The 22,839-nt window shown below is 48.1% G+C and carries 14 protein-coding genes; 4 read left to right on the top strand and 10 right to left on the bottom strand.

Going from position 1 to position 22,839, the window contains the following annotated elements:
• Positions 1-16 precede the first annotated feature (16 nt).
• Positions 17-520, bottom strand: coding sequence for a hypothetical protein (locus tag ACLHR0_RS29080; RefSeq protein WP_436491366.1), 504 nt, complete (start codon positions 518-520; stop codon positions 17-19).
• Between the two features lie 487 nt (positions 521-1,007).
• Between ACLHR0_RS29080 and ACLHR0_RS29075 the strand changes: the two genes are divergently transcribed.
• The 4 genes from ACLHR0_RS29075 to ACLHR0_RS29060 are packed head-to-tail and all read left to right on the top strand — an operon-like array spanning position 1,008 to position 7,446.
• Positions 1,008-4,268 carry a SusC/RagA family TonB-linked outer membrane protein gene (locus tag ACLHR0_RS29075; protein WP_436491364.1) on the top strand — a complete coding sequence of 1,087 codons (3,261 nt, stop codon included), beginning with the start codon at positions 1,008-1,010 and terminating at the stop codon, positions 4,266-4,268.
• A 17-nt stretch (positions 4,269-4,285) separates the two neighbouring features.
• On the top strand, positions 4,286-5,743 hold the full coding sequence (locus ACLHR0_RS29070; protein WP_436491362.1) for a RagB/SusD family nutrient uptake outer membrane protein: 1,458 nt from the start codon (positions 4,286-4,288) through the stop codon (positions 5,741-5,743).
• An 18-nt stretch (positions 5,744-5,761) separates the two neighbouring features.
• Entirely contained in the window at positions 5,762-6,451 is a 690-nt protein-coding gene (locus ACLHR0_RS29065) for a hypothetical protein (protein ID WP_370910163.1), read from the top strand.
• Positions 6,452-6,474: 23 nt separating this feature from the next.
• Entirely contained in the window at positions 6,475-7,446 is a 972-nt protein-coding gene (locus ACLHR0_RS29060; protein WP_370910162.1) for a DUF5007 domain-containing protein, read from the top strand.
• 58 nt (positions 7,447-7,504) lie between these two features.
• Here ACLHR0_RS29060 and ACLHR0_RS29055 read toward each other — a convergent pair whose 3' ends face one another.
• From ACLHR0_RS29055 to ACLHR0_RS29015, 9 genes are all read right to left on the bottom strand, one after another.
• The gene (locus ACLHR0_RS29055; RefSeq protein ID WP_436491360.1) at positions 7,505-8,002 is read right to left on the bottom strand and encodes a 2'-5' RNA ligase family protein; all 498 of its coding nucleotides are present in this window, start codon (positions 8,000-8,002) and stop codon (positions 7,505-7,507) included.
• A gap of 144 nt (positions 8,003-8,146) precedes the next feature.
• Positions 8,147-10,402: a GH92 family glycosyl hydrolase gene (locus tag ACLHR0_RS29050; RefSeq protein WP_436491358.1), complete on the bottom strand. Its 2,256-nt coding sequence runs from the start codon at positions 10,400-10,402 to the stop codon at positions 8,147-8,149.
• 115 nt (positions 10,403-10,517) lie between these two features.
• Positions 10,518-12,044 (bottom strand): RagB/SusD family nutrient uptake outer membrane protein, encoded by a 1,527-nt coding sequence (locus ACLHR0_RS29045; protein WP_429047438.1) that lies wholly within the window; start codon positions 12,042-12,044, stop codon positions 10,518-10,520.
• A gap of 49 nt (positions 12,045-12,093) precedes the next feature.
• Positions 12,094-15,084, bottom strand: a complete 2,991-nt coding sequence (locus ACLHR0_RS29040) for a SusC/RagA family TonB-linked outer membrane protein (RefSeq protein WP_436491356.1) — start codon at positions 15,082-15,084, stop codon at positions 12,094-12,096.
• Positions 15,085-15,220: 136 nt separating this feature from the next.
• Entirely contained in the window at positions 15,221-17,074 is a 1,854-nt protein-coding gene (locus ACLHR0_RS29035) for a carbamoyltransferase family protein (RefSeq protein WP_436491355.1), read from the bottom strand.
• 5 nt (positions 17,075-17,079) lie between these two features.
• Entirely contained in the window at positions 17,080-17,229 is a 150-nt protein-coding gene (locus ACLHR0_RS29030; protein ID WP_429064891.1) for a DUF5989 family protein, read from the bottom strand.
• 21 nt (positions 17,230-17,250) lie between these two features.
• On the bottom strand, positions 17,251-17,640 hold the full coding sequence (locus tag ACLHR0_RS29025; RefSeq protein ID WP_429047435.1) for an SxtJ family membrane protein: 390 nt from the start codon (positions 17,638-17,640) through the stop codon (positions 17,251-17,253).
• A gap of 2 nt (positions 17,641-17,642) precedes the next feature.
• The gene (locus ACLHR0_RS29020; protein WP_436491353.1) at positions 17,643-19,697 is read right to left on the bottom strand and encodes a hypothetical protein; all 2,055 of its coding nucleotides are present in this window, start codon (positions 19,695-19,697) and stop codon (positions 17,643-17,645) included.
• Between the two features lie 428 nt (positions 19,698-20,125).
• On the bottom strand, positions 20,126-22,678 hold the full coding sequence (locus tag ACLHR0_RS29015) for an AfsR/SARP family transcriptional regulator (RefSeq protein WP_436491351.1): 2,553 nt from the start codon (positions 22,676-22,678) through the stop codon (positions 20,126-20,128).
• Between the last annotated feature and the right edge of the window lie 161 nt (positions 22,679-22,839).

Below are 22,839 nucleotides of genomic sequence, written 5' to 3'. Positions count from 1 at the left end.
CTTTCTGAGGAACCATTTACTTGTAATTCTCCCGGAACGCCTGTAATGCCTGTTCTATCCTGACTTTCAGCTTTTCGCCGGGTGGCCCGTCGCCGGGTTTGGCGATGTGAAAAAGCGCCAGTGTATTGTTTTCCTTCAGCTCCCGGCTGCCTTTGTCGCTCTCCGCTATGTGTACAACCGGGCCGTCAAATTCCAGCCCGATATAATAATCATAAAACACACCTTTAATGGAGCTCACCGGCGCACTAAGGCGGTAAAGGCTATAACTGGTTTCCACCGGGTAACGGAAAGTTACCGACAGGATACCATCTTCGCTCACGCGGAAAGAAGACTCGATTTTCGCACCCGCCTCCGTGAGATAAGATAACTCCGGCGGATATATGGCAGCGGCGTCGTTGAGGATTTTGGTAAATACGGCAGCTGCCTTGGCCCTGCTTCCCGGGTTGACTGCCTCCTGGGCGAAGCTGTGGATACTGAAAATGGTCAGCAGGATGCCGACAAATAAGTAGCGTTGTTTCATAGGTATAATTTCGGGTTAGATAGTTTATTACAACCATAAATATAATATTTTTAAATTATATATCTATACCCCGGAAACGGGAAGAGGAAATTCACTGTTTTTGTTTACCTGCAGGGAGATACAGACCGCGGCCAGACCTGCTTCTTTTTAAGATTGTTTACAATCTTTTAAATTTCATTAACAAGTTATTTTTCCTGTTCATACTAATTTCATCCTCACATTCTGAGACCTGTGATTTAATCAGAAAATCGATTTAGCAATATAAGAATTTATCAGACCAAAATTCAAATTAGTAACAAAAAAAGGAGTTTATCAGACCAAAATTTTGTCATCGGAAGCGACGATGGTATTTGTCAAATCAAAATTAGTCAACAACAGAGAATACGTTTTACATCATTTATTCCGGGTATAATACGTCAACCAATATCATAATAACAACTGGGTAATCAGCATTCCAGTATCATTCATCAGTTTCAAATCAATTTACATGACTGTTAATTTTACACAAAACAGCCGTAACGGCGCTGTTATGTTATTAACGTTCTGCCTCACCTTCCTATGCCTGAGAGGTACCGCACAGGTAAAATCTGCCTCCACACAGATCACCGTATCAGGCACAGTAAAGGATGGTTCAGACGGCAACCCGTTGCCGGGCGTATCTGTAAGCATTTCAGACAGCAAAGCAGGCGCTATCACCAACACGGATGGTGGCTACACACTCAAAATGAACCCTGGCAGTACGCTTACCTTCAGCATGATGGGCTATCTTCCTTACTCGGTAATGGTAAAGGAAGCTAATGCGCATCTGAACGTAACTTTACCGGTAGACAAAAAAATGTTGAAAGATGTGGTGGTTATCGGGTACCAGGAAACCTCCCGTAAAACAGTTACCGCCGCCGTTACTTCCATTAATCCAAAAACATTACTGGATGTGCCCACCCCTACTTTCGACGCCTTGCTGCAGGGACGCGCACCCGGCCTGGATGTGCAGAACTATTCCGGTGAACCCGGCGTAAGGAGCAACGTGGTAATGCGTGGTAATACCGCCGTAAGCCGCAACATCAACAGCGACTTTACCAGCAATTCCGGGAAAGCCAGTTTGGCCCGCGCATTGAGCGGGCCCCTTTACGTTATCGACGGCGTACCGCAAACCACGGAAGACATTGCCGCCATCAATTACGGCTCCGGTACCAACACCGACGTAATGGCCGGTATTTCCATCAACGATATTCAAAGCATCGATATCCTGAAAGATGCCTCTGCTGCCGCGATCTACGGATCAAGAGGCGCAGGCGGTGTCATCATCATCAAAACAAAAAGAGGGATCTCCGGTAAACCCAAAATTGATTTCGCTACCTATCATGGTTTCACTGAAATGCCGCAACTGGATAAAGTACTGATAGGCGCGGAAGAACGCCGGGCTAAAATGGACCTGATCAACCATTACGGCGACTGGGGCACCCTGAGAAATATCCCGCAGGTGCTGACCGACAGCCTGAATCCGGCCTTCAATAACGCCAACGATTACCAGGGTGGTATGTATCAAACCGGCCGGGTCGACAACTACGACCTTTCCATTTCCGGTGGTAATAACCTGATCAACTACCGCTACGGCCTCAACTACTACAGCGAAGATGGTATCATCCGGAAATCAGGCTTAAAGCGTTACAGCTTCAGCAGCAGCACCGGCTTGAACCTCTCTCCCAATGTACAGATCAATACACAGATCCGTTACTCGAAAATAGACCGCCCAAGATCCATCAATGATCTCTCCGGCGGCTACGGTCCTTTCAACGGCGGGTACTATGCATCCAACGCATTACCTACCTCGCTGCTGTATATGAGCAATGCCAACAAAGACTTCATTTTCGGTAATACCACCAGCGGCACAGATCAGAACAGTAATGATAACCTGTCTATCAGCCCGATCATCGAGTGGAAGATCTCCAGTAAATTTAACTTCACCACGGTGATCTCCTTTACGCAAACCAACAGCCGGATGGACTCTTATACCCCTGGTGCTGTAAGGAGAGACGGAACCGGTAAGGCGACCAGCTTTGTTGATAAATCGAACAACTACTTAATGAGCAATACGCTCCAGTATACCACCACGCTGAACACCAATCACTCGTTCAACTTCCTGGCGGGTCAGAATACAGAGTACTGGGAATACCGGGCTACACAGTCCAGCGCCATCGGCATACCGAATGACCAGATCCGTACCGTTACCGTGCTCAATAAAAACCTGGCCGATACCCGCTCCGACCTGTTACAGAGCGGTATCCAGTCGCTTTTCCTGAGAGCCAACTACGGCTATAAAGAACGTTACCTGTTATCCGCTGTAATCACCGCAGATGCCTCCTCCCGTTTTGGTAAAAATAACCGCTGGGGTTATTTCCCTTCCGTATCTGGTGGCTGGGTAATCAGCGACGAACCGGCACTAAAATCTGCCAGCAGCTGGCTAAGCCTGTTGAAATTACGCGCCAGTTATGGCGTTGCCGGCCGTCAACCGGATGGTGGCGACAACTACCTCTCTTATAATACTTACCGTATCGGTGCAGGTGATTTCCCCGGCAGTACCAATCCTGCTACAGGAAACAACTATGGCTTTGCCTATAACGGTATTCCGGCCGTATCGCTCGACTTCGACAAAGGTCTTACCAACAATAACCTGAGCTGGGAAAAGAGTACACAAAGTAACCTGGGTTTGGATATAACCTTATATAACGGCAGGTTTAATGTTGTTGCAGATGCTTACATTAAAAATACCAACGGCGGTATCTTTAACCTGAATGTACCTGTAACCACCGGTTACTCCATCCTCACCGCCAACGCCATCGGCATACGCAACACCGGTGTGGAAGTACAGTTCATTGCCAATATCCTGAAGCCATCTTCAAAATTCCAGTGGCAGGCGTTGTTAAACCTCGCGCATAACGACAACCTGATTACCTCCCTGCCGAACGGCGGCCGTGATATTTATCTCGATAAATACCTGCTCCGCCAGGGACAACCACTGAACTCTTACAATGTATTTAACAAAACAGGCATCTACTTTACCGATGCAGATGTACCGGTAAATAAAGCCAGCGGATTACCGCTCAGTTTCTACGGTTATCCATTCAGAGGTGGCGACCCGATCTGGCAGGACTCCAACGGCGACGGTATCCTCGATAACACCGATTACATCCCGGCTGGTAACCCCAACCCTAAAGTAACCGGCGGTTTTGGTAATACCTTCAGCTACAAGAATTTCACGCTGTATGTGTTCTGTACTTTCACGGCGGGCCGTAAAGTATTCAACGACTACCTCGCCGGAAAGCTTTCCCAGCTGGTACCTACGGATGATGGCGATCCCGATCCCTATCACTCCCTGTCCACCCATTCCATGCCCGACCTGAGCAACATCAACTACTGGAGAAATCCGGGCGATAAGGCGGACTATCCAAGTCTCAGTTCCGTAAACGGTACCCACTACAAATACGCCATGGTAAGTTCTGCCTGGATCGAAAGCGGCGCCTACTTCCGTGTGAAAAACGTATCCCTCTCCTACTCTTTCAAGCAGGAAATACTGGATAAAATTCACTTCAGACGTTTAAGGATCTATGCGCTGGCCGACAACCTTTATATCTTCAAACAATCTAAAAATATCCCTGACCCTGAGCAGGTGGATGCCTTTGGAGTATATAGCGGCAGTGGTTATCCCATTCCCAGAAAGTTCACCCTGGGACTGGATCTTAGCCTTTAACCATAAAAAAGAAAATCATGAAAAAACAACGCTTATATATCGCTTATGCAGCTGCTGTTATTTCTGCAGCTTCCCTGGTGTCGTCCTGCTCCAAAATACTGGACCTGGAACCGCATAACTCCACTTTTACCAGCGCTTATTTTTCTACGGAAACAGATGCCAAAACATCGCTCGCCGGAGCTTATGCCATCCTGCGTAATATCCTGATCCGTGATAATTCCTGGCATAAATACGGGGACATTGTATCCGGCGAACTGAGTATCGACGGCGGCCGGGATAACGGCAACTACAATATTTCGAATGGTCAGTTTGTTGGCCTGAACGTGGGTGGCAACAACTGGAACTGGCAGCAGTACTACCAGCTGCTCCAACAGGTAAACCTGATCATCAATAAAGTACCGGGTATCGACGACAGCAAATTCACGGATATCAATAACAAACGGCACGTGATCGGCGAAGCTTACTTCCTTCGCGCCTTTACCTACTTCTATATGAGCAGGATCTGGGGAGATGTGCCATTGAAACTGGAACCGGACCTGGATGTGTCTACCGCGAAGAATATCCCGAGAAGCCCGGCCGACAGTGTTTGGAAACAATGCCTGGCCGACCTGGAAGTGGCTAAACAAAACCTGGATTTTGGTTATGAAGATGAATCTGAACGGGCGGTAAGAGCCAATAAAGGCGCTGCATTTGCCCTGCAGGCACATATCCTGGCATGGAAAGGCGATTACGCCGGCTGTGAAGCAGCAGCGAATGAAGTAATCACCAACGGTGGTTATGCGCTGATCGATTCTGCCAATTACATGAAAGTATTTATCGGTAAAACACAGGAAGGTATTTTTGAGATCAATATCAACGACGGACAGTCAGAAGGAATTTCCCTGGCCACCAATGGCGGTGCAGGCGTTACGCTGATGATGCCGTTTATCGATGGAAAAGGATATATCGAATGGCCGGTGAATGAAAACTACCTGTCAATTTATGATGCCGATAAAGATATCCGTTTCAAAAACTTCTTCTACGGACTTGGCGGTAACCAGGGACAGATCATCAAGTTTTCCAATATTGCTTATGCGGATGGTTCTACCAAAAAAGATCCCCGCATGACCAACAACCTCACCATCTTCCGGCTGGCGGATATCCTGCTGCTGAGGGCTGAGGCGCTGAGTAAACTGGGTAAGGATGGCGATGCACTGCCCCTGCTTAACAGGGTACGCGAACGTGCAGGACTGGACGATTATGCCGGCGCTGGTGAAGACCTCGCCACTACCATCCTCGAAGAACGCCTCCGGGAGCTCTTCTACGAAGGCCACGCTTATTACGACCTGGTGCGTAATAAAAAACTGACTACGTACAATGAGCATTTCCCAGGCGATCAGTTTGAAAACGGCGGCTGGTTATGGCCCATTGATCCAACAATGTTTAAAGACGATTTCACCCTTACTCAAACTCCTTACTGGAGAGGTAAACTCTAACCCATTAAAATCAGCTGTATGAAACATAAAATATATCTCTCTTTCATCGCTTTGATGGCCGTGGTTTTATTTTCCTGTAAGAAGGATTACACGATCGGCGGCAGTTTGCATGATCCGCATGTAAACATGACTACTTATGATTACCTGAAAACAAATCCGCTTTTTGATACCGTTGTGTTGATGATCGATAAAACAGGTTTGAAGGAAGAAGTAAATGCTACCGGAACCTTCTTTGCCATCACTGACTATGATATCACCAACTACCTGGATTTACGGCAGGAAATGGAACGCACGCAGAGAACAGATCCTAACTATATCTTTACTTTCGACTCCCTGGATTTTGGAGCAATGAGAGATTCTTTACGGGCTTATCTTTTCAAAGACCTGATTCCTTTAGACAAAGCTACCAAAACAGGAAAGCTATACAGGGCAAACGACGGGGAACTGCGCCTGGTACAGGGCATTCCCAGCGGGGATTATACCGACGGAAGCGTATTCACGCAATACCCGGTATACCTCTACCTGACCAAGCTGATTGCAAAACCCGGCCATCCTGTTCCCGTAACAGATGCCGACCTGGCTAATACCATACCAGAGCAATACCTGCAAGCACGCTGTCAGACTACCGGTATACTTACTACCAACGGAATACTGCATGTGCTGAATAACAAACACACATTCACCTATTTCGCGGATACGTTTAACTGAGTTTTCACCCTTACGCAATGATCATGAAAAGAAATATAAAAATATTCGGCGCCCTGGTGATGGCTGTTTCGGCAGCTATGTACGGTTGCTCAAAAGTGGAAAACGGTTTTCTCAGCAACCAGATACGCTACATCGATAATCCGATTAAAATAAAACGCGGCCAGGTACAATCCACCAACCCCGTGAGCAACGATGGTTCCAGCGCACCGGTAGTGTACAAGCTCCTGGATATCCGCGATGCGGTGAAACACACCCATGCCGACTCCGTGTTCACTAATTATGAGCGCTATGAGTGGATCGGGAAATTTGATCCGGAAAAAGATACCACGGTAGAATTACTGAATAAAAAAAGACAAAAAGTAAACACCCCCTGCTTTGAATTCAACGAGCATACCGGCGCCTTTACTTTTTACGGCACTTCCATCAAAGTACCGCTGGGCACCTACGAATTTGATATAGAGGCCTCCAATCAGAACGGCAGCAAACAGTATAAAAACATTGCCACCTTCACGCTGATAGACGAGCCGCCTTATCATGTGGGCGACGGCGGCGCTGCCTGGTTTAAAGACGGTACCACTACCAGTGGCGACCTGGGCGTGCCCACCGTTACCATCCGGAAGATCTCCGATGAAGGCACCAATATTATCCTGAAGATCGCCGACCAGAACGGCCGCTACTTTAACCCGGCCAAGGGAGAGATCATCCGCAGGGGCGACCGTAGTGATTTCCAGACCTATGCACAGTTTCATCCGCTGGAGAAAACAGATACGAGCATGGTCTGCAACTTTGAAACCACGCCGTTTCCCTTATTACAAAGTGTGTACGGATACCTGATCTATTATCGTATCCCAAGCCAGTTTGTAACCGTGGATCCAGGGTATGCACCTACCAACGAAAAAATCTATAACGTGAACCCCCGGTTCCAGTTCCAGATTTTCCAGGAAGGAACCTACGAGGTGGTTGTTAAGATCAAACACGTGAATAGAATTATTTAACAACGATAAGACGATGAATGAAGTAAGAAAGCCTTTCCGGTAATTCGGGAAGGCTTTTTTATGTGAGGAAAGGATATTCCCCTGCCAGTTTCCAGGGGCCTTTTAAATACCGCCACACCTGTATGCCCGTAGCGGTTACTTCAAAGGGCCGGAAGCTGGCCGCCAATTGTTCATGCGCCTGCTGCGCTTTAAAAGCCGTTACCTGGTTCATAATAGTGATATGCGGCCGTAATGGCTGCCGGTCGCGCGGAATCAGCCAGGGTTCCCATTGCATTTGCAGGGCTTCATGCAATGCCTGTAGTTCTGTGGACATGAGCGTATAGGCAATACCGTTGGTATACCGTTTCAGTTCACTTACCTGCAATAAAAAAGACGGCCGCGCAACCATCGCCGCAAGGGAAGTAATGATTTGTGGTTCATCCGCCGGCAGGCGGTAAAATAAAGTAAGATGTGCGTGCACCTCGTTGGCATGAGCAGGATAATACTGCCGGCGCATCTGGTTAAAGAATGCAGCGGCGTTCCGTTCAAGTTGCAAAGTAACGATGTAAGATGCCATGTCAGCTGCGAAGATAATAAGGCGCCGCCGGTTTACAGCCAAGATATCAGCATAAAAAAAGACCGCCTCATTAAGAGACGGCCTTTCTTTTGTCTTCATCATTGTTACCGGTTCACCAAAACCAGTAAACTTCTTAGCGCCTAATTACTGTACGCCCCAGCTCTTGTTAGGCTTCGGGCCCATGAACAGCTCCAGCGTTCCGCCATCAGTTAACTGCTGATGTGTAAACGTAGGTTTGTTCAAAGGTTTGCCGTTGAACTTTGCCTGTTGAATATATTTATTTACCACGGAGCTGTTGTGCGCCACTACGGTAAACTGTTTCTTGTTGGGCAATGCGATGCTTATATTTTCAAACACGGGGCTGCCAATGGTATATTCCGGAATACCGGGTGTTACCGGGTAAAAGCCCATGGAGGAAAATACGACGAAGGCCGACATTCCGCCGCCGTCTTCATCACCGGGAATACCAAAGATGTTATCCTTAAACCAGGTATCGAGCAGGAAACGGATACGCTGCTGCGTTTTCCAAGGAGCGCCGGTGTAGTTGTACAGGTACGGAATATGAAAGCTTGGTTCATTACCCATGGAGTATTGTCCTACAAGACCGGTGGCATCCGGGAACTTACTCCAGAAAGCGTAACGCGACATATCCAGCGGTTCACGGAACAACTGATCCAGTCTTTTTTCAAACGCATCTTTTCCACCCATCAGGCTGATGAGGCCGGGGATATCCTGTTGTACCTGCCAGAGGTAGGTCCAGCCGTTATTTTCGTCGTAGAAATCGCGACCACCAATACCGCCGTCATACTTTACGTTGATATCGATCCATTCCCCGTTACCATCTTTCGGCAGGAAAAATTGTTTATCGGCGTTCCATAGATTTTTATAATTCTTCGCTCTTGGTGCAAACAAACGCTGGTCATCTTTCTTATTCAAATCACCAGCCAGCTCGGACAATGCCCAGTCGTCGTAGCTGCCGCCTAGGGTAACGGCTACTGCCTGTCTTTTTTCAAAAGGATGCACCGCTGGCTCGGTTTCTTTTTCGCCGATGCGCAATGCAGGAAAATAACCTTTGTTGTGATACACGTCGTCGAGCGCTGTTTTAGGACCATTGCGCCACGGAAGCATAGTAGCGTCCGTCGCATTTTTCCGCATGCCCTCATAGGCTTTCCCAATATCAAAATTTTTCAACCCTTTCCGGTGTGCGTCCAGCATTACTACGGAAGAATGGAACCCGTTCATGCAGGCGTGATCGCCAAACAACACGGGGAAGGTAGGCAGCCAGCCACTTTGCTCGTACATGTGTACAAACGATTGCAGCATGTCTTCTTCCTTTGCAGGGTCCAGGATCATTCTCAGCGGATGCAGTGCCAGGTAGGTGTCCCAGGTCCAGTCATCTACATAAAAAGGACGGTTGTCTTTGTGGATCTGTTTATCATAACCACTGTAATACTGCCCGTCTTCTGTAATATCCACGGCCCTTTCATAGCAACGGTATAAGGCCGTATAAAAAGAACGTTGTTGCGCCAGCGTACCACCTTTTACCTTCACCTGGTTCATGACATCTGCCCAGGCTTTTTTTCCATTGGCGGCTACGGCGTCAAAATCTTTCTTACTGATTTCTTCTTCATAACTTTTCTTTGCCTGTTCTGCGCTGATGTAACTGATAGCGTATTTGAAAGTAACTTCCTTTATAGCGGCAGGGAAACTGATAAATGCTTTGATTCCTTTACCAGCAATATTTTTATTGTTGCTCAACTGTCCCTGTTCTGCTACACCGGGTGTACCGGCTTCACTGAAAACGCCGTACAGGTATACTTTTACATAGCCGTTATAAGTTTCCATGCCGGTCATTACCTTATTGGGCAGGAAGGTGTAAGCAGCCTCACCATCGTTATAGGTACCAAACAACAGCGATTTTTCTTTACCGGCAGGAAAACGGAAACGGTAGTAGCCTGCTTTTTTACCGGCAGTAAATTCCACGTTTACTTCTTCATCCAGCAGCCAGGTAGAATAGTACCAGGGCCGGTTGGTTTCCAGGTTATGGTCGTAAGCCATCCGGGTTTGCCAGTCATTTTCCGACAGCTTGCCGGTGGCGGGTTTCAGGGAAAACACCTGCCCGAGCCGGTGTGATACCACGTTCAATGGAAAGTCGGAGATCTGGTCATCCATAAAGTCTTTCCGCTGCGGCGTAAACCGGATCAGCTGGTTCGGCAACTGCACGGTGGGCCGGGTAGGCTCCAGCAGCTGACCTACGTTTCCTATGGTTGGGTCAATCAGGTCGATGGATGGCTTTACGCCGGGGATAGTATCATACACCGCTGCATGCGCGCGGCCGGATAAGCATACAAAAGGTGTCAGCAACAGAAGGCTGTACAGCTTCCAGTTTGTTTTTTTCATTCACTAAAATTTATGCGCTGGGAGAATTCCTCATTGGCTACAGAACGAATTAACAAAATAGTTTAATCATGCACAAGGCATGATTAAACTATTTATAGGCCAAATCAAAAAGTGTTTAGTATGTCGGGTTTTGTGTCCATCCCGGGCTCAGGTTCAGATCTCTGAACGGGATCGGAGCAATATACTTAGGACCCGGGTTGGCAACCGCAGCAGGATTCAACGGGAGATCCTTGAACTCATTCGGATCGCGGCGCGCAATTACTTTTGGCAGCAACTGCAAGCGAACGATATCGAACCAGCGTTGTCCGAATTCCCCGGCAAATTCATATTTGCGTTCATTGACTACTGAATCACGGAAAGCCACTGCCGTTAAACCTTTTACGATGTTGGGCAAACCGGCGCGCCGTCTCACCCTGTTCAGCGCTTCATAGGCTTCATCAGAAACGGTGTTGGCAGCCATGGCAGAAGCTTCCGCATAGGTGAGCAATGTTTCTGCAAAGCGAACGATATCAGTGGTTTTATTGGTACTGGCGTTAAAGCTCACCACCTGTGTAGGCGTTTCAACGATACCATCACCTGCGCCATAACGGAATTTGTTATAGTAAGGATGGTGGGTAGCCGTTCTCGGATCATCCCATTTTACTACACCGATTTTATTGCTTTTGATTTGTGTGTGGAATGTTTGATCGGTACGTTTACAAACCGGTGCATCCTTGAAGTAGTTGATTTCCGGAAAGAAATCATCCCATCCACCTTCATCATCAGGAATACAGGTAGCGCCAAAGGAACGGTTAGGCAACTGGCCGCCTACATTATATTGCAGTCCGAATACCGATTCAATATTGTTATTGGTTTTGAATACATCGAGGTAGTCGGGCATCAGGTCGTATTTCCCGGCGTCCATTACGGCTTTTGCTTCCGTGGCAGCCAGCGCGTAATTGGAATTTTGGTTAACGGGCCAGCCTGCCATGGTGAGGTATACGTTTGCCAGCACGGCTCTTGCGGACAATGCGCCGGGTCTGCCTACGTCTGCGCCGGTCCATTTATCGGGCAGCATGTCAGCCGCCTTTTTCAGATCGGCGATGATCAGTTCGTATACTTTTGCAGGTTCTTCCCTGGCCGGTGTTACGGTAATATCTGCCGGACCGGTAACAATAGGCAATGCACCAAATGTTCTTACGAGGTAGAAATAACACAGTCCCCGGAGGAAGTATGCCTGTCCGCCGGCATACGTGCGTTGCTGAATCGCTTCATTGGTGGTGGCGGTTACTTTTTCAAAATTGGCAATCACGTTGTTTGCCTGATAAATGGTATTCCACGGGCCTTCCCACTCGGCTCTCATACTGGAGTTGGTGGTGGTACCCTGGAGCCGGTCAAATTCCCGCGAGTCTGCTTTGTTGGAAGCAGGGTGCGTTGTTAAATCATCGGAGCCGAAGTAACTGGTCATTTTACTGGTGAAACCCCATGCACCATCTACGGCGAGCGCCCTGAAAGCAGAGGTTACAGCGCCATCCAGTTCATTTTGTGTATTGAAGTAATTGCCGGGAGTGAGTGTTGCTCTTGGATCTTCCGTCAGCTTCACGCAGGATGATGCACCGATCATTGCTGCCATCGCTAAAGGGAGGAAATATTTTTTGTTCATAATAGTAATTTTTTAGAAAAACAGAATCCTTACTTATACGCTATGTCAATTATAAACCAAGTCTTACACCAATCGTATAGGTTTTGGGGTTAGGTATCGTACCTGTTTCCAAACCTTGTGTAATGGCATTGGTGGCGTTGGTTACTTCCGGATCGTAGCCAGGGTAGTTGGTGATGGTCCAGATATTCTGGGCGCTGATGTAAACATCCAGGCTGCGTGCATGTATCCTGCTCAGCAGTGATGCAGGAATGGTATAAGTGAGGGAAATATTTTTCAGTTTGATATAGCTGGCATCGTATACATAACGGCTGCTTTTTATTTCGTTCTGGTTACCATAGACGGGAACGTCTGTCTGTTTTTCAGGCGTCCACATATCGAGGAGTTGCGCGTTGGTGGCATCGCGTGCATCTCCCAGTCCGCCCATTGTATAGGCCTGGGTAAAGGAATACATCTGGTTGCCGTGCGTGCCCTGGAACATAACGTTCAGGCTCCAGTTCTTGTAAGAGAAATCATTGATGAAACCGAAGTAATATTTAGGCATACCATTACCGATCGTAGTAAGATCGCCGCCGGAAAGTTTATGATCGCCATCGAGGTCAGCATATTTTGTATCTCCGGGCTTCTTGCCGTATGTAGCGGCTTCTGTTTTTTCTTCATTTTTCCAGGTGCCCAGGTATTTATAACCATAGAAGGTACCGAGCGGTTCCCCTACTTTGATGATGGATACGCCTTGTTGTGCAGAGCCGATACCATTTACAATGATATTGTCCTGACCTCCCAGATCCAATACTTCGTTCCTGTTGAAGGAGATATTGAAGTTACTGGTCCACTTGAAGTCTTTTCCAACAACCGGCATACCGCCTACGCTGAATTCCAGGCCGGTATTCCTTACGCTGCCGATATTACGCTGAAAGCTTCCGCCGCCATAGTAAAAAGGGTTATCGGTGGCATACAGCAGGTCGGATACTTTTTTATTATAGGCATCTGCGGTGAAGGTTAAGCGGCCACGCCAGAATTCCATGTCCAATCCTACATCATAGGTAGCGTTCTTTTCCCACTGAAGCGTAGTGGCTACCGGTGTTCCCAGCGGGGTATTTACGCTTGAAGTAGTACCATCGAAGTAGTAAGGCAGGGCCGTACCGATCTGGGCAATGGTAGAATAGGCAGGTACTGCCTGGTTACCCGTTTGCCCGTAGCTGGCGCGGAGTTTCAAACCGGTTATCACTTTTGAATCTGCCATAAACCCTTCTTTGTCTACAGCCCATCCTAATGCAACTGCGGGGAATGTGGAGTACTTCTCTACCAGGTGGGAAGATCCATCTGTACGAACAGAAACGGTTAACAGGTATTTATCTTTAAAGGCATAGTTTACCCTTCCCATATAAGAGATGAGCGCATCTGCCCAGTAACCGCTGCTGGTCGACTGGGTTTTACCCAATCCAAGGTTCCAGTAGCCGAGGCTGTAGGTAGATAATTTATTAGCCTGCGCAATGGTGTTTGTATTGGTTTTGGAAGCCTGTTCCACGAGCGCGGTGACCGTGAGGGAATGATTCCTGAAGCGGTTGTTATAGGTCAGGAAGTTGGAGTTCTGCCAGCTCCTGTACCGGCTATTCTCCATTTTCGCATAGTCGTTACCGTTAAACGCTTCGTTTGTTCCCGGAGGAAAAACGGATTGCGTTTGCTGGTTCTGCAGCTCATAGCTGTTATTGGAAGTAAAGGTAAGGTGATCGATGATACGATAGGTGAAAACGCCGGTAGCAGTCAGGTTAGACGTTTTTCCATCTACCGAACGGCTCATGATATTTTGCACCGGGTTTTTAGCGAGGGATGCGAAATTAGACTGGCTGATATAATCACCAGCTGCATTTCTTACCGGGCTGGTAGGATCCCACATACTGGACTGCGAGAACGGATCAACGATATCACCGGAGAAATCCGTGTTGTGTGATTCCGGCAACAAACCTGTAATATTTACTTTCAGGTCCATTTTGCTGTTCAGCTTCACATCCACATTCGCGCGCAGCGTATTTCTTTTATAGCCGGAGTTGATCAGCAAACCTGGCTGATCCAGGTGGTTGTAAGAGAAATAATACTTTACATTTTCAGAACCACCGGACACGCCTACCTGGTAGTTTTGTGTCAATGGCTTGCGGGTCAGTTCATCCTGCCAGTCGGTGCCACCGGGATTTTTCTGCAGTTCTGCGAGTTGCGCATCGGTAAACGGATGGCCCGTTCCGGCAACATCGCCTTTTTTATTTACCTGCTGCGCAAATTCGTAGGCGTTCATCAGGTTTAGTTTCTTTGGCAAAGAAGCTTTGCTTATCCAGGCGCTTGCATCCACGCGGGGTTTTCCTGATTTACCGGTTTTGGTAGTTACCATTACCACGCCGTTAGATCCGCGGGAACCGTAGATGGCGGTAGCGGAAGCATCCTTCAGGATTTCCATGCTTTCAATATCGCCGGGAGCGATGGACTCCAGGTTGCCGCCAATGTAACCATCAATGACGTATAACGGGTCGTTACTGCCGGTGATGGAACTGGCGCCGCGGATCCTTACACTGATGCCTTTACCCGGCTGACCACTGTTGCTTTGCACCGTTACGCCGGAAGTAGTTCCCTGTAAAGCCTGTTCTACTCTTACTAAAGGACGTTTGGCAATTTCCACGGCTTTCACCGAACTGGTAGCGCCGGTTACGTCGCTTTTCTTCTGTGTGCCATACCCGACTACTACGATATCATTGAGGGATCTGGCATCCGTTTTTAAAGTGACGGATAAGTCGCCGCCGGTTACCGTCACCTCCTGTGAAAGGTAGCCGATATAGGAAATCACCAGTACCGGGGAAGCGGTTTCGCCGGTAGCAATCTGGAATTCGCCCTGTGCATTGGTGGGGCTTGAGATGTTGGTACCTTTTACTCTAACGGTTGCTCCGGGTAGTGGTTGGCCGGTTTCATCCAGCACTTTACCCTTTGTCAACTGCTTTTGTGCATAGGCCTGCAGCAGGCCCGATGCGAGGAGCATCAGCAATAGTAATCTTTTCATAACGCGAACGATATTTCGATTGATAAGAGAATAATGAATGCAAGTAAGCGCCGGCGGCCTAACAGCAGCGCTAATAATGAACTAACAGCCATATTAATGCTGTATTTTTTTTAATTTTCTTTTTAAGAAGAAGCTATTAATCCCTTTCAAAGGATTTGAACAACTCCGGCGGCAACGCTGGTTGCTGGCGGCGATCAAAAATATAATTCCCCATTACCAGGTAATCCATTTCTGTTCGCATAAAAGCAAGCCACGCATCTTCCGGCGTGTTTACTACCGGCTCTCCCCTTATATTAAAAGAGGTATTGATCAACACACTGCAACCCGTTAGTTCTTTAAAACAATTAATAAGTTGCCATAACTTTGGATGAAGCGTACGATGTACGGTTTGTATCCTGGCGGAATGATCGAGGTGTGTCACCGCAGGGATGGTGGAGCGTTGCAGATGCAGCCGCTCATAAATGGAGGCGGTGGCATCTGCTGGTGTATTTGTGCGCAGCGCATCTTTTAATGTGGTGGTAAATAACATATAGGGAGAAGTAGTGGCGTCATTAAAATAGTGGTGCGCATCTTCTGCCAGTACTGCGGGTGCAAAGGGGCGGAAGCTCTCACGGAATTTTATTTTCGTGTTGAGTTGCTGCTGCATGGCCGCCTGCCGTGGATCGGCGAGGATGCTCCGGTTGCCGAGTGCGCGGGGACCAAACTCCATCCGGTCGTGGTACCAGCCCACTACTTTTCCGCCGGCCAGGTGGGCGCTCACTTCCTGCGTGAGTGCGACGAAGTCCGGCTGATGAACAGCCACCGCTGCATAGCGGGCCAGCAGCTTCCGGATATCGGCGTCGCCATAAGCGGGGCCGAGAAATGCGCCCTGCATGCCATCATCTCCCGGAAAAAAAACACGGGCCTGCTCCATACCAATATGATAAGCGGCGTATGCAGCGCCCAATGCGCCGCCGGCATCACCGGCAGCAGGCTGTATCCAGATATCCTCAAAAATACCGGCAGCTTTTATTTTATGATTGGCCACACAATTAAGCGCTACACCGCCTGCCATCACCAGGTGATTGCTGCCCGTAATGGCTTTCGCCGTACGTGCCAGCGTCACTACAATTTGTTCGGTAACCTGCTGAATAGCCAGCGCCAGGTTCATGTGCTCCTGCGTGATAGCTGATTCCGGCTCCCGGCGGGGAAAACCAAATAAGGCTTCCCATAGTGGCGTAGCCGTCATTTTCAACCCGGTGGCAAATTCAAAATAATCCATGTTCAGCAGGATGGAACCATCGTTTCGTATATCCACCAACGTTGACAGGATCTTTTCCCGGAAGGCAATGGTTTGCGGGGCATCAGCCAGTCCGTAGGGCGACAGCCCCATTAATTTATATTCGCCGCTGTTTACTTTAAAGCCGAGGAAATAAGTGAATGCAGCATATAATAAGCCGGGTGAATGCGGAAATCGCAGTTCCCTTAAAATTTTGATATCGTTACCGGCGCCATAACAAATGGTAGTGGTAGCCCACTCCCCTACGCCATCAACGGTGAGAATGGCGGCCGACTCAAAAGGCGACGGGTAAAAAGCGCTGGCAGCATGAGATAAATGATGTTCTGGGAAATACAATGGCACTTTTACCGTAGCTCCCAGTGTGCGGAACTGGTGGCGGAGCATTTTCTTCATAAACACTTTCTCCTTCATCCACACCGGCATAGCAGTGATAAAGCTGCGCCAGCCACGTGGTACAAAAGCGTGATACGTTTCCAGCAACCGTTCAAATTTCAGCAGCGGTTTGTCATAAAACGCCACCGCCGTTAGCTCATCAAAGGAGATACCCACTTCAGACAATACATATTTAATGGCCTGCGCCGGGAAAGCAGCATCCTGCTTAATGCGCGTAAAACGTTCTTCCTGTGCGGCCGCAACAATGCGCCCATCGATGATCAGCGCAGCTGCACTGTCGTGATAAAATGCCGATATACCCAGGATAATTTTCCTCAAAGCCGTTAAAATATGGCATAAATAAAAGGCGCCAGCGCGGAAGCACTGGTCAGGGCTACCAGCGATGCCAATAACAACAGCACGATGATCAGCGGAAGCAGCCAGAATTTTTTACGGGTTCTTAAAAAATAGAACAGTTCATGCAGAAATTCCATGACGTGAAAATGATGATCGTTTTAAAATGTATGCAGTAAATCTTCTTTCGTATATACATGATTACGTGTAACCATCACCGATCCTTTCTCCTTCTTAAACCCGCGTAGCTGTAAAGTATCTTTGCCCCGCCACTTCCGCCATAAGCCCACAGGTACTACCACCAGTATAAAAACAAGGGTCAGAAGAATGCGGATGTTTACTTCTCCCAAAACTTTTCCGATGCCCAACCAGATCACCGCCAGCGGATAAAAAAGCCGGGGCGCCAGCAATGTGATGAGCAACAGCAGCAAGGCAATGGTTACCAGCCTGAAATCACGGAAATACAGGGCCGCCGCCAGTAGCGCCGCCACAGCCACCTGGCCGGATTCTATGCATTGCTGCAGCGTAATATGGGTGAACCGTTTCCACATGGCTATACTTTTTTGAGTTGACTTTGCATGGTGAGTGCATCCCGGTTGCCTGGCGAGACTTGCAATACTTTTTCTACATACAGCACGGCGCCCTCTTTATTGCCCATCCGGTAGTACAGTCCCGCAATCTGGTTAAGCAAACCTATATTTGCCGGCTCCCTCGCCGCCTTTGTTTGCAGCTCCAGGACCTGCAACAGGCAATCTTTTACGGGCAACAGGTTTAAGCGCCGTTCGTTATGATCGATGGCATAATTCAGGTAAGGCAATGCTCCGGTGGCGTTATCCTGTTTCAGGTAAAGCACAAAAAGCGTCCTGGCCACCTCAAAGGAAGGCGACATGTCAAATACTTTTTTAAAGTAGAAGATGGCTTCCGCAGTATGATCCAGCTTACCATAGTAATTACCGGCTTCCTCGTAGTATCCCGCTTCGGTAGGATGCTCCTGTACCCATGCCGCCACAATGGTAGCGGCGTTTGCAAAATCGCCGTTTTGATTGTAGGCATTATAAAGCTGTTGCAGCGCCGCGGCCCAGGATGTTTTCCTGAAAGCAACTTCATAAGCAAGCTGTTCTTCTGCACTGGCAATCAGCATAGTATCATCAACATGCGTTTTACTAAACGGCCAGCTTCTTTTAAGATTAGCGATCTTATAAGCGCCGGATAAGCTGTCGATAACCGTAATGGGCATGGTTTGCTGCAACCGGGCAAAGCTCATTTCCGTTTCCGGCAACGGCTTGAAAAGTCCCTGTGCTTTCATGGTATTATAAAACACATCCGACAGGAGCGCATAGCCTTTCAGGTTAGGATGTACATGTTCGAGGATCAGCCCATTACCGATAATACGGCCGGCACTCGCAGCTTCAAAAGCCGCATTGGCATCTACCAGGTGCGCGTTCTTATATTTGCTGCATAGCTCCAGCATCACTTTATTCAGTTTGGATGGCGCCCGGAAACGAAGGGCATCGAGGTCCCTGGCTTTGTCGAAATACGTTTTGGCAGCGGCGCTATCGCCGTTGTGCAGGGTCAGTAGTCCCAGGTAATAGTTGCAGCCGGCATGCGCCTGGTAGCTGTTTTCCGCGGCCATGAAATATTGCAGGGCTGCAGCGGAATCCCCATTGGCCATCGCCCCCTCACCCTGTAGGTATGCGGTGTTGAAGCCCTGGTACTTTATGCTGTCGGGTGGTATGCTAACAAATGGGAACAGGTCTTTTTCAGCAGACACCAGGTTGCTGATGAACACCGGAACATTTGCCTGGTCCAGCATGTGCAGGGTATTATCCATGTTGGCCGTGAACTGGGCAATGCCTCTTTCGTACATCGCTGATCCGAAAGGGATCTGTTGTGCTGCCACCATCATTTCCATGCGGGTTTTGCCGGCGCCATCCGGGCTGGCCGGTGTTAGCCTGGAAATTTTATGGAGCGCGTTGGCCATGAGCTGGGTAATCCGGAACTCCCCGAGCTTCAGCACCAGGTGGATCAGGAAAGGGTTGCCGGCAATTTTGTCGGTGCTGCCGGTGCCCAGGCAGCCATAATACTCATTATGCCCGGTATAAATAAGTACCGCATCCGGCTGATAAGGCAATAATTCTTTTGTAAAACCCTCTACTGTATAGGAATTAACGCCCGTTAGTGAAAGATTAATGATTTCGAGGCGTTTCTCCGGGCAGGAATGCATGAGGCGGTATTGCAGCCAACGGTGAAAGGAGCCATTATGAAAATAGGGATACCCGATCGTAGTGGATTCACCTAATACAAAAATGCGGAGGGTACCTGTGTCTTTTACTTTCTTAAATAATTCACTATTGCCTTTGGTAGCGATTTCCGTATTGGAAAAATATTTCAGGGAAGCTGCGGGGTTGAGTTGGTAGTAATTGCTGTTTTGCGGAGAGGTAATAAAAAGCGCCAGGTTGTGGCCGTAATTAAATAACCGCAATCCCCCTTCCACTCCACCGATAATTAAAAAAGGAAAAAGAATGCTGATGATTTTAATCACCAGCATCCTTTTTTTTCGTAATAAAACGGCCTGAGTGCCATAGTCGTGGAACCTTGTCTTATTCATTTCAATGCAATTTATACGGCGGGCCTTAACGGCAGCACTAATAATGCACTAATGCGAAAAAAAGTTAGCGGGATTAGAGCGGATTTTGTCTTTCTCACTGATTACGCTGATTTTATTGATTTTTAGGATTTGATCACGTTGGGATTTTAAAAGGATTTGGGGAGATATAAGCGGAAATATTAGCGTAGATCGCCTTCGGCGATTTTAAATTGACTTGGTGCAGGATTAGGTTGATTAACGCCGATTGCGCTGATTTGATAATGTTTGATTTTAACGATAATAATAATAATAATAATAATAATCAGGAAAACAGAAGCCAATATCCGCTTATATCTCCCAAAATCCTTTAAAATCCCAACGTGATCAAATCCTAAAAATCAATATAATCAGCGTAATCAGTGAGAAAGACAAAATCCGCTCTAATCCCGCTACCCTGAGTAGTCCGTGAACGACTGCGGGAACTCCTCCCCATACATGTGGAGATATTCCTTCGCGAACTTGTTGAAGGCCGTTTTGGCGAGGGAATGGCGCCCCAGCGACACGAGGCTGCTGCACTTCATGCGGAGGGCTTCTTCATTCACGGGGTCGAAGAGGAAGATGCGGTCCGCGATTTCAACGAGGAGTTCCGGATCTGATTTGAACTGGTTGGCGGCCTCTGTGAGGATGTCGAGGGTTATGCCGGAGATTTCGGACTGGATATCTTCCAGCCAGGTGTAGTTGGTGTCGGGCAGGAAAGAGCCACGATGGAGGATCTTCAACAGATCCCTTACATGTTGTTCCTGCAGTGGACGGGGCGAGTGCAGCAGTTGCTGGAACCCGGCCAGGTCCATGTCGATATCGGCGGTGGAGTATTGGAGGCTCCAGCGGTCAGCTTCTTTTACGAAGGCACAGGCGCCCAGCTTGTCGAGGATGGCTTTGAGCTTTACCATATTCACGGAGCGGTTGTTCTGTGCTTCCTTGCTGGACTTATCGCGCCAGAGGGTGGCATAGAGCCGGTCGGATGAAATACCTTTTCCTGAACGGATGGTATTGATGGCTATCAGCAGGAATAATTCTTTGAGCAGCGGCGTGAAGAATTTGGTAACGTCCTGCCCTTCTTTGTCCAGTACTTCAAACGGACCAAAAAAATAGATGTTTCCTTTTTTTTCAGCGATGATTTCTTCCGGTGCCGTTTCATCGGTAACCGTTTCGGGTATTACCACGGGCAGCGGAGGAAGCGGTGTTGCAGTTGCTGGTACCGGCGACACAACAACTGAAGGTGGTGGCATGATCTTTCTGCGGCGGCGCAGGAATAAGAACAGGCCGGCGGCGACTACGGGAATGAGCAGCAGCGGGTACCAGGCGAAAAATTCCGGGAGACCGGATTTATCTGCCACTACCGCGTCGGGCGGGAATTCCAGCGTGTACACCTTTACTTCCGTGATATTGTCTTTGGAAGTATAGAGCGTTACGGCGACCAGCTTTTTACTGTCGCGGCAGTAATAGAGATCTGCGAACGATTTGATATCATGAAAAGAGTAAGGGATGGTATTGGCCAGTGGCTTTAACCGTGGTGCTTTCAGCGAGCCTTCCACGAGCTGCAGGCTGGTATTAAATTTATCGTCGGGGAAGATGAGGGCATAATAATTCTGGGTATTTGGATCGATGACCAGGCTGTTGGCAAAGCAGAACTGCACGGGCGGTTCTTCCAGCTGGAACACTTTATGAAAGGAGTGATCTTTCACGTGGAAGGCCATGAGATCGTAGTAATGGCGGGGGTTTACTACCTGGTTCCCGCTGTTGCTGCCGTAGCCGCCCAGGATATAAGCAGTATCTCCATTGCTGGTAGCGCCGGTGGCGGCGAGGTACCGGGGAATGAGCCTTTCGCCGGTGGTGGGTACGGAGTCCCACTTCTTATTGGCAAAATGATATCGCTGTACGGTATTTTTATATTGCATTTGTCCGTATCCGCAGAGGATATAAAGGGAAGTATCCTGTTGGGAGACAAATTTATTGGCTTGCCAGTAAACGGTAAGCAGGTCTGGTGTGTAGCTGATATCCCATTTCCGGTTGAGGGAATCATAAGACCCTGCTTTTTTTTGGTCTATATAAAAGTTAAAGAGCTTATGAAGAAATGGGTTGAACACCGACTGGTTCCCCGGCATGAGGCTATCGAGGCGTTGCGCCAGGCGGATGCCGTGTTGCTGCTCATTTTTAAACGAAATATTATATAGTGAATCGGAAGATACAATATAGAGCACTTCTTTCTCCCGGTCGAAAGCCACACTGGGGGTACCATTAATTTCCCAGCTCTGGAGCAGGCTCCAGTTGCGGTGTTTGGGACCTATCCAGTTGGCATTGCGGATCTCGGCAGTTTTACCTTCCTGCAGGTCGGTGGCGTTACTGCCATCGTTTTCGGAGAGCGGCCAGTTGTACCTGGTTTGGGCGCCTTCTTTCACCACTATATTACGAAGGTTCATGGGTGGAATATCCACTGTTTGAAAACCTTCGTAGGTATTGGCGCCAAAGAACACGCGGGTACATGCCGGGTTGCCTAGCTTTGCAGGACCTTTGGCGATAAATTTATCATTGACCGAAATAGCGGCTTCATTACGCCCGAGGTCGAGGTGAATAGTGATATGCGTCCACCCGCCGAAGAGGGCGGCTGAATCAATGGCAAATGCACGTGAAAAGCTTTCGCCTATGAGGAAGTTAAAGGTTCTTTCTTTCTGGTTATATACCAGGTCTATGTTCTGGTTGTTGGCGGCGATGATCCTTAATACGTATCCGAAATAAGTTTCTTTATAAGGAAGGAAGTTCAGATCGAATGATATTTCCCCGTTCTTTTTGAAACACAGCGGACCGGATGAAGTTAAGTTCAGCGTTGTTCTCCTTTCCTGCACCACTTCATGACTGGAAAAGCGTAATCCGTAGGACTGCGCATAACCAGCATTTGTAATCAGATAAACAGATAAAAATAGTAAAAGGATAAATTTCCGCATACTCCGCTAAAAAACTAAAATAACTGATTGTCTAATATTTGTTGATCTAACGCCACGCGGAATATACAAATAATAAACAAATTAGTGCTTTTTTATAGCCTAATAATCAATGACAAATGTAAAATGTACACGCTAAATTGGCAATCGGTAACCGTCAGTTG

Origin of the sequence: Chitinophaga sp. ARDCPP14 (assembly GCF_051362515.1) — a bacterium.
GTDB lineage: Bacteria > Bacteroidota > Bacteroidia > Chitinophagales > Chitinophagaceae > Chitinophaga.
This window is presented reverse-complemented; position numbering and strand designations above follow the sequence as displayed.